Origin of the sequence: Frigoribacterium sp. PvP032 (assembly GCF_017833035.1) — a bacterium.
Taxonomy (GTDB): domain Bacteria; phylum Actinomycetota; class Actinomycetes; order Actinomycetales; family Microbacteriaceae; genus Frigoribacterium.
This window is the reverse complement of the sequence record NZ_JAFIBM010000001.1, coordinates 479,200-496,545: the sequence shown is the minus strand read 5'-3', so window position 1 is coordinate 496,545 and position 17,346 is coordinate 479,200. Positions and strand designations below refer to the sequence as shown.

The following is a 17,346-nucleotide window of genomic DNA, read 5'->3' as shown; positions in this document are numbered from 1 at the left end:
CCCCGAAACTTGAGCCTCGGGTGAGGGTGAAGTCTGTTTCAGACCATGCCCACCAACGCTGTCAGTGGGACTTGTCTGTTCTGTTGTCCCCACACCGCACAGGACGTGGTGGTGTGAGGGGTGTTCCGTAAAGCAGTCGTTGCCGACCGTCTTTCGGGAACCACATAGTGGACGCGTAGCAATCTTTCTTCCTCCTCTACAGGGGAAGAGTGTTGTCAAGTTATCGGCTTATTAGTACCGGTCAGCTCCATGGGTCGTTAGTCCCCACTTCCACATCCGGCCTATCAACCCAGTAGTCTAGCTGGGAGCCTCTCACCCCGAAGGGTATGGAAATCTCATCTCGAAGCCGGCTTCCCGCTTAGATGCTTTCAGCGGTTATCCGTTCCGAACGTAGCTAATCAGCGGTGCTCTTGGCAGAACAACTGACACACCAGAGGTTCGTCCATCCCGGTCCTCTCGTACTAGGGATAGATCTTCTCAAATTTCCTACGCGCGCAGCGGATAGGGACCGAACTGTCTCACGACGTTCTAAACCCAGCTCGCGTACCGCTTTAATGGGCGAACAGCCCAACCCTTGGGACCTACTCCAGCCCCAGGATGCGACGAGCCGACATCGAGGTGCCAAACCATGCCGTCGATATGGACTCTTGGGCAAGATCAGCCTGTTATCCCCGAGGTACCTTTTATCCGTTGAGCGACAGCGCTTCCACAAGCCACTGCCGGATCACTAGTCCCGACTTTCGTCCCTGCTCGACTTGTCAGTCTTACAGTCAAGCTCCCTTGTGCACTTACACTCGACACCTGATTGCCAACCAGGTTGAGGGAACCTTTGGGCGCCTCCGTTACTCTTTAGGAGGCAACCGCCCCAGTTAAACTACCCACCAGGCACTGTCCCAGAACCGGATCACGGTTCGTAGTTAGATATCCAAAGTGACCAGAGTGGTATTTCAACAATGACTCCACCTGAACTAGCGTCCAAGCTTCACAGTCTCCCACCTATCCTACACAAGCCACTCCGAACACCAATACCAAGCTGTAGTAAAGGTCACGGGGTCTTTCCGTCCTGCTGCGCGTAACGAGCATCTTTACTCGTAGTGCAATTTCGCCGAGTTCGCGGTTGAGACAGCTGGGAAGTCGTTACGCCATTCGTGCAGGTCGGAACTTACCCGACAAGGAATTTCGCTACCTTAGGATGGTTATAGTTACCACCGCCGTTTACTGGGGCTTAAATTCTCAGCTTCGCTTGCGCTAACCGTTCCTCTTAACCTTCCAGCACCGGGCAGGCGTCAGTCCGTATACATCGTCTTGCGACTTGGCACGGACCTGTGTTTTTAGTAAACAGTCGCTTCCCACTGGTCTCTGCGGCCTTTCCCGCTCCGGGAGTAAATCCCATCACGGTTCCGGCCCCCCTTCTCCCGAAGTTACGGGGGCATTTTGCCGAGTTCCTTAACCACGATTCTCTCGATCTCCTTGGTATTCTCTACCTGACCACCTGAGTCGGTTTGGGGTACGGGCGGCTTGAACCTCGCGTCGATGCTTTTCTCGGCAGCATAGGATCACTGATTTCCCCCAATCGGGGTACGCATCGGATCTCAGGCGCATTGACGACGGATTTGCCTATCGTCAGCCCTACATCCTTACACCAGGTTCACCTTACGGATACCATCGCCTGGCTCAGCTACCTTCCTGCGTCACACCTGTTAATACGCTAAACGCACCAGCATGGGGTCGAGCGTTAGACCGGCCGGCATCACCCCGAAGGGATCCGCTCAGCCGGGTTAGGACTCTTAGCACCACTGGATTATCTTGGGCGGTTCTTCGCCGGTACGGGAATATCAACCCGTTGTCCATCGACTACGCCTGTCGGCCTCGCCTTAGGTCCCGACTTACCCAGGGCGGATTAACCTGGCCCTGGAACCCTTGGTCTTTCGGAGGACGGGTTTCTCACCCGTCTTTCGCTACTCATGCCTGCATTCTCACTCGTGTGGCCTCCACGGCTGGTTTACACCGCCGCTTCACTGGCCACACGACGCTCTCCTACCACTCCGTACGACTGAACCACGAAGGCTTGTCTATAATACGAAATCTACAGCTTCGGTGGTGTGCTTGAGCCCCGTTACATTGTCGGCGCGGAATCACTTGACCAGTGAGCTATTACGCACTCTTTCAAGGGTGGCTGCTTCTAAGCCAACCTCCTGGTTGTCTCTGCAACTCCACATCCTTTCCCACTTAGCACACGCTTAGGGACCTTAGCTGGTAGTCTGGGTTGTTTCCCTCTCGACAATGAAGCTTATCCCCCACTGTCTCACTGCTGCGCTCTCACTTACCGGCATTCGGAGTTTGGCTGACGTCAGTAAGCTTTTGGGCCCCATCGGCCATCCAGTAGCTCTACCTCCGGCAAGAAACACGCAACGCTGCACCTAAATGCATTTCGGAGAGAACCAGCTATCACGAAGTTTGATTGGCCTTTCACCCCTATCCACAGCTCATCCCCTCCATTTTCAACTGAAGTGGGTTCGGTCCTCCACGACGTCTTACCGTCGCTTCAACCTGGCCATGGATAGATCACTTCGCTTCGGGTCTAGGACATGCGACTGTATCGCCCTCTTAAGACTCGCTTTCGCTACGGCTACCCCACACGGGTTAACCTCGCCACATATCGCTAACTCGCAGGCTCATTCTTCAAAAGGCACGCTGTCACCCCTACAAGGAGGCTCCAACGGTTTGTAAGCAAACGGTTTCAGGTACTATTTCACTCCCCTCCCGGGGTACTTTTCACCTTTCCCTCACGGTACTTGTCCGCTATCGGTCATCTGGGAGTATTTAGGCTTATCAGGTGGTCCTGACAGATTCACACGGGATTTCTCGGGCCCCGAGCTACTTGGGATCCCCATTCAGCCAGCGCCAGCATTTCGGCTACGGGGTTCGCACCCTCTATGACCAGCCATTCAAAGCTGTTCGCCTATACTGCGCTGTAACTGCTCCTGTCCGGCAGAACAGGACAACGGGTCCCACAACCCCGACCATGCAACGACCGCCGTCTATCACACATGACCGGTTTAGCCTCTTCCGATTTCGCTCGCCACTACTGACGGAATCACTGTTGTTTTCTCTTCCTGTGGGTACTGAGATGTTTCACTTCCCCACGTTCCCTCTACCCGCCCTATATATTCAGGCGGGAGTCACCAGGTCAAAACGCCTGGCGGGGTTTCCCCATTCGGACATCCTCGGATCAGGGCTCGATTATCAGCTCCCCGAGGCTTATCGCAGATTTCTACGTCCTTCTTCGGCTCCAGATGCCAAGGCATCCACCGTTTGCTCTTAGAAACTTGACCACAAAGTTGCCACCAGCCTTAGCTGGCAGCTCAGTGTTATCTCATTCGCCAACCACACCCCAAAGGGCGGGTTGGTCTAAGAAATTGCACTTAGTATCACAAACTCGCACCCAACCCGAAGGCCGGCACTTGCTTGCGACTAAGATGCTCGCGTCCACTGTGTAGTTCTCAAAATACGGGCGGCACCAGAATCACCCTGCGATTGATGCAGGACTTTCCTGGCCCAGAGGAGTTCAACCCGTTGATCTTCCGACCAACCGGTTTGGTCCCTCAGGACCCAACAGCGTGCACACCAACCAGCTCCCCAGCCCTCCCGTTCCAGACACCTAAAAGGTGACGTACTAAAGCTGACCGGCTCACCGGAAAGTCATTGTCAATGTTCCACCCATGAGCGTCAGCCGAAGACATTCGCTTCGGAACTGACTTGACCAGAAGTTCCCCGTGTATACCGCGGGGCTGGTACATGCTCCTTAGAAAGGAGGTGATCCAGCCGCACCTTCCGGTACGGCTACCTTGTTACGACTTAGTCCTAATCACCGATCCCACCTTCGACAGCTCCATCCCACAAGGGGTTAGGCCACTGGCTTCGGGTGTTACCGACTTTCATGACTTGACGGGCGGTGTGTACAAGGCCCGGGAACGTATTCACCGCAGCGTTGCTGATCTGCGATTACTAGCGACTCCGACTTCATGAGGTCGAGTTGCAGACCTCAATCCGAACTGAGACCGGCTTTTTGGGATTCGCTCCACCTTACGGTATCGCAGCCCTTTGTACCGGCCATTGTAGCATGCGTGAAGCCCAAGACATAAGGGGCATGATGATTTGACGTCATCCCCACCTTCCTCCGAGTTGACCCCGGCAGTCTCCTATGAGTTCCCACCATAACGTGCTGGCAACATAGAACGAGGGTTGCGCTCGTTGCGGGACTTAACCCAACATCTCACGACACGAGCTGACGACAACCATGCACCACCTGTATACCGACCTTGCGGGGCGACCATCTCTGGCCGTTTCCGGTATATGTCAAGCCTTGGTAAGGTTCTTCGCGTTGCATCGAATTAATCCGCATGCTCCGCCGCTTGTGCGGGCCCCCGTCAATTCCTTTGAGTTTTAGCCTTGCGGCCGTACTCCCCAGGCGGGGAACTTAATGCGTTAGCTGCGACACGGAGACCGTGGAATGGTCCCCACATCTAGTTCCCAACGTTTACGGCATGGACTACCAGGGTATCTAATCCTGTTCGCTCCCCATGCTTTCGCTCCTCAGCGTCAGTTACGGCCCAGAGATCTGCCTTCGCCATCGGTGTTCCTCCTGATATCTGCGCATTCCACCGCTACACCAGGAATTCCAATCTCCCCTACCGCACTCTAGTCTGCCCGTACCCACTGCAGGCTGGGGGTTGAGCCCCCAGATTTCACAGCAGACGCGACAAACCGCCTACGAGCTCTTTACGCCCAATAATTCCGGACAACGCTTGCACCCTACGTATTACCGCGGCTGCTGGCACGTAGTTAGCCGGTGCTTTTTCTGCAGGTACCGTCACTTTCGCTTCTTCCCTACTAAAAGAGGTTTACAACCCGAAGGCCGTCGTCCCTCACGCGGCGTTGCTGCATCAGGCTTGCGCCCATTGTGCAATATTCCCCACTGCTGCCTCCCGTAGGAGTCTGGGCCGTGTCTCAGTCCCAGTGTGGCCGGTCACCCTCTCAGGCCGGCTACCCGTCGTCGCCTTGGTGAGCCATTACCTCACCAACTAGCTGATAGGCCGCGAGTCCATCCTTGACCAAAATTCTTTCCAACTCCTAGCCATGCGGCTGAAGCTCGTATCCGGTATTAGACGCCGTTTCCAGCGCTTATCCCAGAGTCAAGGGCAGGTTACTCACGTGTTACTCACCCGTTCGCCACTAATCCCCCCAGCAAGCTGGAGTTCATCGTTCGACTTGCATGTGTTAAGCACGCCGCCAGCGTTCGTCCTGAGCCAGGATCAAACTCTCCGTAAAAGAAAAAACAGAACCACCGGAAAAAGGTGATAACTGCTGAATTTGATGCTGACTGAAAGAACAAAACAATCTGACGATTGTTGATTGTCCGTCAATCTCAAAGAAACCTAAACACCATCAGCGACCGAAGCCGCCGACAATGCCAGGGTATAATTTGGCATTTGACAATGTGCACGCTGTTGAGTTCTCAAGGACCAAACGCATCAGAGACCCGATCTCATATAAGACCATCGCCCGGAGCGGCTGTGAAACCTTAGCACCGATCTTCCAGTTGCAAGACCATCGCTCTTCGACTCCTGAGAGCCGGTGCCGTTCTCACGACGAGCCATGACGCTACACCATCTGGATCAGTGTTCGCAACCCACTTGGTCCGAGGCCAGCTAGCAGAACCAGCAGCAACTCGAGGACTTGGAGGTCAGTGTCACAAGAAGGCCGGTGAAGCTTCGCTCCGCCGCACCTCCGTGGTGACAAGAGGAAACATTACAGGCACACCAGCCACATCGTCCAAACCCTGCCACATCCCGGGCGTGTCGCAACGCGGATCCCCGGAAAATCAAGGTTCCAGGGCCCGATCGGCCGTCAGCGCCCGGCACAGGGCATCCCAGGGCATGGTGACGGGCGCGACCCTGGCCCTCGATCAGGCGAGGGGAAGCGCGAGGACCACGAGCAGCGACAGCCCCGCGACGAAGACCCAGGAGCCGAGGCCGACCAGGACGGCGCGACCACCGGTGCGGGCGAGGCGCTCGAGCCGGACGCTCGACCCGAGCCCGACGAGTGCCAGGCCGAGCAGCACCGTCTGGACCGTGTCGGCTCCGGTGACGACCGCCTCCGGCAGGTCGACCAGGGTGCGCAGCACGACCGCGGCCAGGAAGCCGATCACGAACAGGGGCACCAGGGGAGGTCGGGTGCCGGCGTCGCCACCCCCGCGACGGACCACCGCGGAGGTGATCGCGACCACGGGCGCGAGCATCACCACCCGCGTGAGCTTGACCACCACCGCGATCGCCAGTGCCGAGGCGCCGGCGGTCTGCGCGGTCGCGACCACCTGGCCGACGTCGTGCACGCTCGCCCCGGTCCACGCGCCGAACTGCACCGGCGTCAGGCCGAGCGCCGAGCCGAGCGCGGGGAGGACCGCGATCGCCGCGGTCCCGCACAGGGTGACCAAGGCCACCGGGGTCGCCGCGTCCTTGCCGCGGTCGCGGGTCACCGCCGACATCGCGCCGATCGCCGACGCCCCGCAGATCGAGAAGCCGGCCGCGAGCAGGAGGGGCTGGTCACCGGGGAGCCTCGCCCACCTCCCGAGCAGCCAGGTCACGAAGAACGTCGCGACCAGGATCCCGACCACGCTGAGCACCGTGGCCCAGCCGAGCCCGGCGACGTCGACCAGGCTCAACTTGAGCCCCAGCAGGACCACCCCGATGCGGAGCAGGCGCTTGGCCGAGAGCGTCAGCCCGGGTGCGAGCACCCCGTCGAGTGCTGGTCGGAACACCGGGACCTGACCGAGGGCGATGCCGAGGACGACGCAGCCGGTCAGGACCGGGACCGCCGGCAGCACCAGGTGCAGCAGCCACGCGACCGCGAGCACCGCAGCCGCGAGGCCGACCCCGGGGAGGACCCGTCGACGCGGAGGCGCGGCGGACGGTGCCGGGGTCGTCACCGACGGTGCCTAGACGCGGTTCTTGGCGGGGTTGATCAGCGAGCCGATGCCCGAGATCGCGACCTCGACGGTCTCGCCGGCGGTGAACGGGCCGATGCCGGCCGGCGTGCCGGTGAGGATCACGTCGCCGGGCAGCAGCGTGAACACGTCGGTCACGTACTCGATCAGCTCGGGGATCTTGTGGATCATCTGCATCGTCGACTCGCGCTGCTTGACCTCGCCGTCGACTCGGGTCTCGATGGTCGCGTCGCTCCAGTCGAACTCGTTCTCGATGTACGGGCCGAGCGGCAGGAACGTGTCGTAGCCCTTCGCGCGCGTCCACTGGCCGTCGGCCGACTGGACGTCGCGGGCGGTGACGTCGTTCGCGATCGTGTAGCCGAAGACCACGTCCTGGTAGTCCTCGGCCTTGACGCGCTTGGCGATCGAGCCGATCACGATGGCGAGCTCGCCCTCGAAGTCGACCTGCCCGATGTCGGGCGGCAGCTGGATGGAGTCGCCGAAGCCGATGACGGTCGTGTTCGGCTTCAGGAACAGCAGGGGCGCCTCCGGCGGGGTCTGCCCCAGCTCGTCGGCGTGGTCGTGGTAGTTCAGGCCCACGCCCACCACCTTCGAGCGCGGGATGACCGGCGCGAGCAGCTTGGCCGAGCGGAGCGAGACGCGCTCGCCCGTGGTCTCGTAGCCGCTGTACATCGGGTCGCCCGCGAGCACGATCAGCTCGCGCTCGTCGACGATGCCGTAGCGGGGGTCTTCTCCGGGGGTCGCGAACCGTGCGATCTTCATGCGTCGAGCCTCGTCATCCATCCGTGGACGTCTTCACGACGCCCGTACTGGATGTCGGTGAGCTCTTCGCGCAGCGACATCGTGAGGGGTCCGCCCTCGGCGGCGGGCGAGCCCACGAGGAAGCCCTCGCCCTTGAGCTCGGCGATCGGGACGACCACGGCGGCGGTGCCGCAGGCGAAGACCTCGACGATGTCGCCGTTCTCGACCCCGTCACGCCACTCGTCGAGCGACACCCGGCGGCGCTCGACCCGGTGGCCACGCGCCTCGGCGAGCTCGAGGATCGAGTCGCGGGTGATGCCCTCGAGGATCGAGTCGCTGTCGGGGGTGACCAGGGTGCCGTCCGCGTAGACGAGCACGACGTTCATGCCGCCGAGCTCTTCGATGTAGGTGCTCTCGGACGAGTCGAGGAACAGCACCTGCTGGCAGCCGTTCTCGTAGGCCTCCTGCTGCGGCAGCAGCGACGAGGCGTAGTTGCCGCCCGTCTTGGCGGCCCCCGTGCCGCCCTTGCCCGCGCGGGCGTAGTTCGTGGTGAGCCAGATCGAGACCGGGGCCACGCCTCCGGTGAAGTACGCGCCGGCCGGGCTCGCGATCACGTGGTAGTCGACCTGCTGGGCCGCGCGGACGCCGAGGAAGCTCTCGCTCGCGATCATGAACGGCCGCAGGTAGAGGCTCGTCTCGGGCGCGCTCGGCACCCATGAGCTGTCGACCCGCACCAGCTGCTTGACGCTCTCGACGAAGTCGTCGGTCGAGAGCTCGGGCAGCGCCAGGCGCCGGGCCGAGCGCTGGAGGCGGCGGCCGTTCGCGTCGGGGCGGAAGGACCAGATCGAGCCGTCCGCGTGGCGGTAGGCCTTCATGCCCTCGAAGATCTCTTGTGCGTAGTGCAGCACCGACGCCGCCGGGTCGAGCTGGAGCGGCCCGTACGGGTGCACGCGCGCGGCGTGCCAGCCCTCGTCGAGGGTCCAGCGGATCGAGACCATGTGGTCGGTGAAGTGCTTGCCGAAGCCGGGATCGCTGAGGATGACCTCGCGCTCGGCGCTGTCGCGGACCGACTCGGACGGGGTCAGCTCGAAGCTGAGGCCGAACTCGGCGGTCGTGGCGTCGGCTGTCGTGGCGGTGTCGGGGGTCTGGCTCATGATGCGGCCTCCTGGCGGGTGAGGGCGGCGACGCGGTCGGCGATCGCCGTGCCGATCTCGGACGTGCTGCGGCGGGTGCCCGCGGACTGCTGACGCGAGGCGATGTCGGCCTCGACGGCCTCGCGGACCCGTGCCGCCGCCTCCTCGAGGCCCAGGTGGTCGAGGAGGAGCGCGACGGACAGGACCGCAGCGGTCGGATCGGCGAGCTGCTGGCCGGCGATGTCCGGCGCCGAGCCGTGCACGGGCTCGAACATGCTCGGGAACGCCCCGCTCGGGTTGAGGTTGCCCGATGCCGCGAGCCCGATGCCGCCGCTGATCGCTCCGGCGAGGTCGGTGAGGATGTCGCCGAACAGGTTGTCGGTGACGATCACGTCGAAGCGGGCCGGGTCGACGACCAGGTGGATGGTCGCCGCGTCGACGTGCTGGTAGTCGACCTCGACGTCGGGGTACTCGGCGGCGACGGCGTCGACGATCCGCTGCCAGAGGCCGCCCGCGAAGACGAGGACGTTGGTCTTGTGCACCAGGGTCAGGCGACCCCGGCGGCTGCGCGCCTTCTCGAACGCGAAGCGGACGACGCGCTCGACGCCGTGCGCGGTGTTGACGCTCACCTCGTTGGCGATCTCGTGCGGCGTGCCGGCACGGAGCGAGCCGCCGTTGCCGACGTAGGGGCCCTCTGTGCCCTCGCGGACGACGACGAAGTCGACCTCGCCCGGGTCCGACAGCGGCGACGGGACACCCGGGTACACGGTCGTCGGGCGGAGGTTGACGTAGTGGTCGAACGCGAAGCGGAGCTTCAGCAGCAGGCCGCGCTCGATGATGCCGCCCTTGAGGCGGGGGTCACGCGGGTCGCCGCCGACGGCGCCGAGCAGGATCGCGTCGTGCGAGGCGAGCGCCGCCAGGTCGTCGTCGGTGAGGATGTCGCCGGTCTCGAGGTAGCGCGTCGCGCCGAGCTCGAACGGCGTCACCTCGAAGGAGGCGTCGGCACCTGCCGCGACCTCGAGCACCTTCAGCGCCTCGGCGACGACCTCGGGGCCGATGCCGTCGCCGGGGACGGCGGCGAGGCGGACGGTGCGCGACATGGGACTCCTGGGGTCGGCGAGGCGGGTGACCCTTCACTGTACCTGCGCGGGGAGGGGCGCCGCGCCTCCTGCAGGGGGTCGCGGGCGGTCGCCGGGGAGCGACTCGCGCCTCCTGGGAGAGCTGGCTCGCGCCTCCTGCGGGGCGTGCCTCGCGCCTCCTGCGGGTCAGTCGTGCGCGGAGGCCCGACGGAGGGCCACGAGGGCGACCACGACGGCGAGCACCATCACGCCGGCGCCGACCGCGGCGGTCGCGACGAGACCGGTGTCGAAGGCGTGCGTCGCGGCGTCGAGCAGGGCTGTCGCGAGCGACGGCTCGAGGGGCTCGGCGGCGGCGACGGCTCCGCCGAGGGTCTCGCGGGCGGCAGAGGCGGCGTCGGCGGGCACCGAGTCGGGCACCACGAGGGCGCCGCGGTAGATCGCCGTGAGCATGCTGCCGAGGACGGCCGTGCCGAGCACCGCCCCGACCTCGTAGGCGGTCTCGGAGACGGCCGAGGCGGCTCCCGCGCGGTCGGCGGGGACCGCCGCGATGATCAGGTCGTTCGAGATGGTCTCGGCGGCCCCGACGCCGAGGCCGACCAGGGCGAAGCTGACGACGAAGACCCACACCGGGGCGTCGGCGCCGGACAGCCAGACCGCTCCGTAGGCGACGGCCGCGGCTGCGAGGCCGACGGCGACGATGCTGCGCGGTGCTACCCGGCGGACGAGCGGCACGACCGCGAGCCCGGACAGCACCATGACGACGAGGCCGGGCAACAGGGTCAGCGCAGCGTGCAGCGGACGGAGGCCCACGACGAGCTGCAGGTGCTGCGTCGTGAAGAACAGGAAGCCCACCAGGGAGGTGATGGCCAGCAGGTTGACGACGATCGAGCCCGCGAAGACCGGGTTCGTGAACAGCCGCACGTCGAGCAGCGGGCGCGGACGCCGAAGCTGACGGCGGACGAACAACCAGCCCGCCGTGACGCCGACGACCGCGAGGGCCAGCACGTCGAGGCCGGGACCGTGCGTCGCGAGCTGCTTGATCGCGGCGACGACCGGGGCCATCGCGAGCAGGGAGAGCAGGACCGAGACGAGGTCGAACGGACCGGGGGCAGGGTCACGGCTCTCGACGACGAGGATCGGCGCGGCGACGAGCAGGGGCAGCAGCACCGGCACGGCGATGAGGAAGATCGAGCCCCAGGCGAAGTGCTCGAGCAGGACTCCCCCGACGATCGGGCCGAGCGCGGAGCCGGCCGCGAAGCCGCTCGCCCAGATCGCGATGGCCAGGCGGCGCTGATCGCGGTCGGTGAAGGTGCTGCGCAGCAGCGACAGCGTGGCGGGCATGATCATCGCGCCGAAGAAGCCGAGCACGGCACGGGCCGCGATCAGCGCCTCGGCGCTCGGCGCGAACGCGGCGACGACCGACACGGCCGCGAAGCCGCTGGCCCCTATGAGGAGGAGGCGTCGGCGGCCGAAGCGGTCGCCGAGCGAGCCCATCGCGACGAGCAGGCCCGCGAGGACGAGGGAGTAGACGTCGACGATCCAGAGCTGCGCGGCCGCGGAGGGCTGCAGCGCGGTCGAGATCTCGGGGAGGGCGAAGCTCAGCACCGTGTTGTCGACCGAGACGAGGAGGACCGGGAGCATCAGGACGACGAGGGCGGCCCACTGGCGGGCGCCGGCCTTGGTCGGCGCTGGGGGCGTCGTGGTCGGGGTCGTCTGTGCGGGGGTCGTCGCGTCGGGGGTGCGGCGGGCGTCGCGGGTGCTCATGGGGCTCTCGATGGTCGTGGTGGGCGTCGGGGCTGGCTGTACCGTCCGGACGGTACAGCTTCACCGTCCAGACGGTACAGTAACAGGATGAGCCCGCGTCCGTCAGCCCGAGAGAAGATGCTCGACTCGTTCGAGCACCTCGTCGTCGAGACCGGCGAGCGCAGCGCCACGTTCGACGCCGTGGCCGCCGCCGCCGACGTCTCGAAGGGCGGGCTGCTCTACCACTTCCCCTCACGCGAGGCGCTCGTCGACGGGCTCGTCGCCCGCCTCGGCGCACTCCTCGAGGACGACGTGGCACGGATGACCTCGGCTGCCGACGGCGTCGTCGACTACTTCATCCGCACCTCCTCGAGGTCGGCCATCCCCGAGGACGACCCGCTCGACCGGTGCATCACCGCCGTGGCCGGGCTCGGCGCGAGCGGACGCTGGCCGCAGGCCGTCGCCGCGCTGACCGCCATGCAGGACCGCTGGTACGCGGTCGTGCTCGACGAGGTCGGCGACCCCGCCGTCGCCAGCCTCGTCTGCCTCGTCTCGGACGGGCTCTACTTCACCCCCGCCCAGTTCGAGGAGGCGTCGGTCGCGGCTGGTGCACCGGGCTCGGCCGGCGCCTCGCACCGCGGCCGCGCCTCCGTCGACGAGGTCGTCGCGCTGCTGCGCAGCCTCGCGCGCTGAGCGGCGGGGCGGGAGGGTCAGGCGGGGAGGATGCAGGCGGGGCTGCCGAGCGTGAACACGTCGAGGGGCTCGCCGGGGACGCCCGTCTCGGGGTCGAGCGGCAGCACGGCGACCGTGTCCGAGCCCTGGTTCGCGACGTACATCACTCCGGGCGTGATCGCGAAGTGCCGCGGCCAGGTGCCGCCGCAGGGGGCCTCTCCGACGAGCTGGAGCCGGCCGTCGTCGCCGGGCGCGAGGACGCTGATGCTGTCGCGCCCACGGGTGGCGACGTAGACACGTCCGCCGTCGACGTCGAGGTGCGACGGGAAGACTCCCGACGCCGACGCCGAGCCCTCGAAGACCTCGACGCTGTGGTCGACGACCAGCTTCTCGCCGACGCGCTGGAGCACGTGCAGCCGCGCGTCGAGCTCGCCGGCCACGACGAGGCGGTCGCCGAGCCACACGACGTGGCGCGGGCCTGCCCCGGCGGGCAGCAGGTGCACGCCGACGATCTCGGGCACGAGGGCGACGGGGTCGACGGCGATCTCGACCAGGCGGTCGGTCCCGAGGTCGCTGACCAACAGGGTGCCCCACGGGGTGGGCGAGGCCTGGTGCGCGTGCGGGCGCTCCTGGCGCTCCTGCACGGGGCCGTGCCCGACGGGCAGCGCGACCGTGTGCGCGACCCGGCTCGTGAGCGACGGGTCGCTCGAGAGGACGGAGACCGTCCCGCCCACGTAGTTCGTCACGACCAGCGCGCCGGACGCGGGGTCGAACAGCACGTGACAGGGCGCGGATCCCCCGGAGGCGACACTCGACGCGGCCACCAGGCGACCGGCGGAGACGGTGTACGACAGGACCCGCCCCTCCGTCGTCTCGGACACGGCGTGCAGCGCGCCCTCGGTCGCGACCAGGAAGGAGGGGTCGTCGGCCTCGACGGTCTGCACCGACTGCCACGGCTGGCCGGGAGCCGTGCGCTCGAGCACGGTGATGCCCGCGCCGGAGCCGCCGCTCGACGGGGTGTACGAGCCGACGTAGAGGCGCTGCGGCGAGCCTCCGTCGGCCGCGGGGAAGTCGATCGCCGGGGCACCCTGCCCGGCTGCGGAGTCTCGCCCGGCTGCGGCGTCGCTCACGCCCGGCCCTCGGACGAGGACCCTGCGGCGTCGTTCGCGATGCGCTGGTGGTGCTGGATGACCTCGCCGACGATGAAGCCGAGGAACTTCTCGGCGAAGGCCGGGTCGAGGTGCGACTCCTCGGCGAGCTGACGGAGGCGCTGGATCTGCACGCGCTCGCGCTCGGGGTCGCTGGCCGGCATGCCCGCCGCGGCCTTGAGGTGCCCCACCGACTGCGTGAACTTGAAGCGCTCGGCGAGCAGGTGCACGAGCGCTGCGTCGATGTTGTCGATGCTCTGACGGATGCTCGAGAGCTCGTCGATCGCCTCGCGGTCGTCGGTCGTGAGGGGGCTGTCCGCGCCGAGGGGACTGTCGAGTGCCATGCACCGACCCTATCGGGGCGCCCCCGCGGCGGGGCGTGCCGCATCGTGTTCCGAGCATCGCGTCCCACGGGGGCGGGACGTGATGCTCGGAACGTGATGCGACGCGTCGGGGCCGACCGCGAGGGCGGGCGGGCAGACGAGGAGGCGCGTCCCGCGATCGCGGGACGCGCCTCCTTCGCTGCTGCTGTGCTGCTGCTGCTGCTGCGTCAGTCGACGAGGGTCAGCGTGACCTCGACGTTGCCGCGGGTGGCGTTCGAGTACGGGCACACGTGGTGCGCGGCGTCGGCGAGCTCCTGGCGGCGGTCGGCCGGGACGTTCGGCGTGTAGATGTCGAGCTCGACGGCGAGGCCGAAGCCGCCCTCGCCGTTCGGGCCGATGCCGACGCTCGCGCTGACCGACGAGTCCTTCGTGTCGACCTCGAGCTTGCGGGCGACCGCGTGCATCGCGCTGAGGAAGCACGCGGCGTAGCCGGCTGCGAAGAGCTGCTCGGGGTTGGTGCCCTCGCCGGACCCGCCCATCTCCTTGGGAGGACGCGTCTCGAAGTCCAGGGTGTCGTCCTCGCTGCGGACGTGGCCGTCACGGCCCCCGCCGGTGGCGTGGGCGATGGCGGTGTAAGCGATCTCCAGAGTCATGAGAGCAACAGTCGACCCCTCATCTGGACGGTTGCTGAACAGTCTCCAGACGGCGCGTGAGACCATCCCGGACGCCCGGCCACTCGTCGGCGAGGATCGAGTAGACGGCGGTGTCGCGCCACGAGCCGTCGGCCCGCGGCTGGGCCCGGCGGAGCACTCCCTCGAGGGTCGCGCCGAGCTTGGTGATCGCCGCGCGCGACCGCACGTTGAGCGCGTCGGCCTGGAGCTGGACACGCCCGAGGCCGTGCTCGAAGAGCGAGCCGAGCACGAGGAGCTTCGTCTCGACGTTGACGCCGGTGCCCCAGACCTCGGGTGCGTAGGCGGTCCAGCCGACGTGCGCGCTCTCGCAGCGGAGGTCGACGAGGCCGACGGTGGTCGTGCCGACGAGCTCACCCGGGGCCTCCCCTGCCGGGACGGCGCGACGGACGCCGTAGACGAGGCCCTCGTCCCAGAGCAGGTAGCCGCGCATGAACTCGGCCCACGCGTCGTAGCCGTCGCGGTACGCCGCCGCGCCGCCGCCCCAGCCGCCGGCGAAGACCTCGGGCCGGCCGATCGCCCGGTGCAGCTCGGGCAGGTCGTCGCGGCTGAGCGGGGCGACCGTCACGAGACGGCCGACGAGGGGGACGGGGGGCAGCGGGCCGGACAGCGACATGGGTCGATCCTGGCAGGGGCGGAGCAGGATGTGCACGTGACCACTCCCCGCACCTTCGGCCAGTCGGCCGAGTCGTTCGTCGACCTCCTGTCGCGAGTCCGCCCCGAGCAGTGGGACGAGCCCGGCCTCGACCGCTGGACCGTCCGCGACCTGGCAGGGCACGCCTCCCGGGCCGTGCTCACCGTCTCGACCTACCTCGGGCTCGACGAGCCGAGCGACGTGACCATCCCGTCGGCCGAGGCCTGGTACTCGGCGTACGCATCGCAGTTCACGGACGCGGACGGCGTGCACGCCCGGGGCGTCGAGGCCGGCCGCTGGCTCGGCGACGACCCCGCCGGCCGGGTCGCCGAGGCGCTCGCCGAGTCGCGTGCGGCTCTCGACCGGGCTCCGGGCAACCGGATCGTGTCGCTCGGCGGCATGGGGATCCCGCTCGGCGAGTACCTGCGGACTCGCGTGTTCGAGCTCGTCGTGCACACGATCGACCTGTCTCGCGCGACCGGGCTGACGCACACGCTGCCGTCGGCTGCCGTCGCCGACACCGCGGCGCTCGCCGCCCGGACCGCGACGATGCAGGGCCACGGCGAGGAGGTGCTGCTCGCGCTGACGGGACGCGGCCGGCTCGGGGACGGGTTCAGCGTCGTCTGAGGCGGGCGGCGCCTCCTCGGCTGCCGGCTCTGCGTCTGGCTCGGTTGCAGCGCTATTCAGGAAGTTGGGCGTGCTGGTTCCTGAATCGTGCACGGATCAGGAGCGGGAGTCCCGAGCTGTGCGAACTCAGGACTCACGTTCCTGAATGAGGAGAGGCGGAGGCGGAGGCGGACGACCAGCGCCCGGACGACCAGCGCCGCGGGCCGGGGCCACGTGCCAGGTGCTGGGCGGGCTGGGGCGGGTCAGGGGAGGAGGTCGTGGCGGACGACGACGGCCTCGCGACCGGGGCCGACCCCGATCGCCGAGATGCGGGCGCCGCTCATCGCCTCGACGGCGAGGACGTAGTCCTGTGCGGCCTGCGGCAGGTCGCTGAACTCGCGTGCTCCGGTGATGTCCTCGCTCCAGCCGGGGAACTCCTCGTAGATCGGCACGGCGTGGTGGAAGTCGCTCTGCGACACCGGGACCTCGTCGTGACGCACGCCGTCGACGTCGTAGGCGACGCAGACCGGGATCGTCTCGAGGCCCGTGAGCACGTCGAGCTTGGTCAGGACGAAGTCGGTCACGCCGTTGATCCGCGCCGAGTACCGGGCGATCGGGGCGTCGTACCAGCCGCAGCGACGCGGACGACCGGTGGTCGTGCCGAACTCGAAGCCGTTGGCCCGGAGGAACTCGCCGGAGGCGTCGAACAGCTCGGTCGGGAAGGGACCGGCGCCGACACGGGTCGTGTACGCCTTGACGATCCCGATGACGCGCTGGATGCGGCCGGGACCGATGCCGGAGCCGGTGGAGGCGCCTCCTGCGGTCGCGGAGGACGACGTGACGAACGGGTACGTGCCGTGGTCGACGTCGAGCATGGTCGCCTGGCCGGCCTCGAAGAGGACGGTCTTGTCGGCCTCGAGCGCCTGGTGGATCTCGAGCGCCGTGTCGGCCACCATGGGCTTCAGCCGCTCGGCGTACGAGAGCAGCGAGTCGACGATCTCGTCGGCCTCGATCGCACGGCGGTTGTAGATCTTGACGAGCAGGTGGTTCTTCTGGTCGAGGGCCGCCTCGACCTTCTGGCGCAGGATGCCCTCGTCGAAGATGTCCTGCACACGGATGCCGACGCGGTTGATCTTGTCGGCGTAGGTCGGGCCGATGCCGCGACCGGTCGTGCCGATCTGGCGCTTGCCGAGGAACCGCTCGGTCACCTTGTCGAGGGTGCGGTGGTAGTGCGTGATGACGTGCGCGTTGGCGCTGACCTTGAGCTTCGAGACGTCGACGCCACGGGCGATCAGCGCGTCGAGCTCGTCGAAGAGCACCTCGATGTCGATGACGACGCCGTTGCCGATGACCGGCGTGACGCCGGGCGACAGGATGCCGGAGGGCAGCAGGTGCAGGGCGTACTTCTGGTCGCCGATGACGACCGTGTGGCCCGCGTTGTTGCCGCCGTTGAACTTGACGACGTAGTCGATGCGGCTGCCGAGCAGGTCGGTCGCCTTGCCCTTGCCTTCGTCGCCCCACTGGGCTCCGATGATGACTACTGCGGGCATGGTCGTCTCCTCGCGGTCGGCG

The 17,346-nt window shown here is 66.5% G+C and carries 12 protein-coding genes and 2 rRNA genes; 2 read left to right on the top strand and 12 right to left on the bottom strand.

What is annotated here, in order from left to right; translation table 11 throughout:
• Window positions 1-211 precede the first annotated feature (211 nt).
• From JOE35_RS02310 to JOE35_RS02280, 7 genes are all read right to left on the bottom strand, one after another.
• Window positions 212-3,335: ribosomal RNA gene (locus JOE35_RS02310) — 23S ribosomal RNA — on the bottom strand.
• A 474-nt stretch (window positions 3,336-3,809) separates the two neighbouring features.
• Window positions 3,810-5,331: ribosomal RNA gene (locus JOE35_RS02305) — 16S ribosomal RNA — on the bottom strand.
• Together the 16S and 23S rRNA genes form the textbook arrangement of a ribosomal RNA operon.
• A 637-nt stretch (window positions 5,332-5,968) precedes the next feature.
• Entirely contained in the window at window positions 5,969-6,988 is a 1,020-nt protein-coding gene (locus JOE35_RS02300; RefSeq protein WP_209559632.1) for a YeiH family protein, read from the bottom strand.
• 9 nt (window positions 6,989-6,997) lie between these two features.
• Window positions 6,998-7,768: a fumarylacetoacetate hydrolase family protein gene (locus JOE35_RS02295; protein WP_123548570.1), complete on the bottom strand. Its 771-nt coding sequence runs from the start codon at window positions 7,766-7,768 to the stop codon at window positions 6,998-7,000.
• On the bottom strand, window positions 7,765-8,901 hold the full coding sequence (locus JOE35_RS02290) for a branched-chain amino acid aminotransferase (protein WP_209559631.1): 1,137 nt from the start codon (window positions 8,899-8,901) through the stop codon (window positions 7,765-7,767). The genes JOE35_RS02295 and JOE35_RS02290 overlap by 4 nt, the downstream gene beginning before the upstream one ends.
• Entirely contained in the window at window positions 8,898-9,980 is a 1,083-nt protein-coding gene (locus JOE35_RS02285; RefSeq protein WP_209559630.1) for a 3-isopropylmalate dehydrogenase, read from the bottom strand. The genes JOE35_RS02290 and JOE35_RS02285 overlap by 4 nt, the downstream gene beginning before the upstream one ends.
• Window positions 9,981-10,145: 165 nt before the next feature.
• Window positions 10,146-11,723, bottom strand: a complete 1,578-nt coding sequence (locus tag JOE35_RS02280) for an MFS transporter (protein ID WP_209559629.1) — start codon at window positions 11,721-11,723, stop codon at window positions 10,146-10,148.
• 87 nt (window positions 11,724-11,810) lie between these two features.
• Here JOE35_RS02280 and JOE35_RS02275 point away from each other — a divergent pair, with 87 nt between their 5' ends.
• Window positions 11,811-12,395 carry a TetR/AcrR family transcriptional regulator gene (locus JOE35_RS02275; protein WP_245186025.1) on the top strand — a complete coding sequence of 195 codons (585 nt, stop codon included), beginning with the start codon at window positions 11,811-11,813 and terminating at the stop codon, window positions 12,393-12,395.
• Between the two features lie 17 nt (window positions 12,396-12,412).
• Here JOE35_RS02275 and JOE35_RS02270 read toward each other — a convergent pair whose 3' ends face one another.
• The 4 genes from JOE35_RS02270 to JOE35_RS02255 form a co-directional block, all read right to left on the bottom strand.
• Window positions 12,413-13,504, bottom strand: coding sequence for a beta-propeller fold lactonase family protein (locus tag JOE35_RS02270; protein WP_209559628.1), 1,092 nt, complete (start codon window positions 13,502-13,504; stop codon window positions 12,413-12,415).
• The gene (locus JOE35_RS02265; RefSeq protein WP_123548564.1) at window positions 13,501-13,866 is read right to left on the bottom strand and encodes a chorismate mutase; all 366 of its coding nucleotides are present in this window, start codon (window positions 13,864-13,866) and stop codon (window positions 13,501-13,503) included. The genes JOE35_RS02270 and JOE35_RS02265 overlap by 4 nt, the downstream gene beginning before the upstream one ends.
• A gap of 206 nt (window positions 13,867-14,072) precedes the next feature.
• The gene (locus tag JOE35_RS02260) at window positions 14,073-14,492 is read right to left on the bottom strand and encodes an organic hydroperoxide resistance protein (protein WP_280870235.1); all 420 of its coding nucleotides are present in this window, start codon (window positions 14,490-14,492) and stop codon (window positions 14,073-14,075) included.
• Between the two features lie 25 nt (window positions 14,493-14,517).
• Complete coding sequence (locus JOE35_RS02255) at window positions 14,518-15,150, bottom strand: GNAT family N-acetyltransferase (protein ID WP_209559626.1); 633 nt, start codon at window positions 15,148-15,150, stop codon at window positions 14,518-14,520.
• A gap of 36 nt (window positions 15,151-15,186) precedes the next feature.
• Between JOE35_RS02255 and JOE35_RS02250 the strand changes: the two genes are divergently transcribed.
• Window positions 15,187-15,795 (top strand): maleylpyruvate isomerase family mycothiol-dependent enzyme, encoded by a 609-nt coding sequence (locus tag JOE35_RS02250; RefSeq protein ID WP_209559625.1) that lies wholly within the window; start codon window positions 15,187-15,189, stop codon window positions 15,793-15,795.
• Between the two features lie 242 nt (window positions 15,796-16,037).
• Here JOE35_RS02250 and JOE35_RS02245 read toward each other — a convergent pair whose 3' ends face one another.
• Complete coding sequence (locus tag JOE35_RS02245; RefSeq protein ID WP_209559624.1) at window positions 16,038-17,324, bottom strand: adenylosuccinate synthase; 1,287 nt, start codon at window positions 17,322-17,324, stop codon at window positions 16,038-16,040.
• Window positions 17,325-17,346 lie beyond the last annotated feature (22 nt).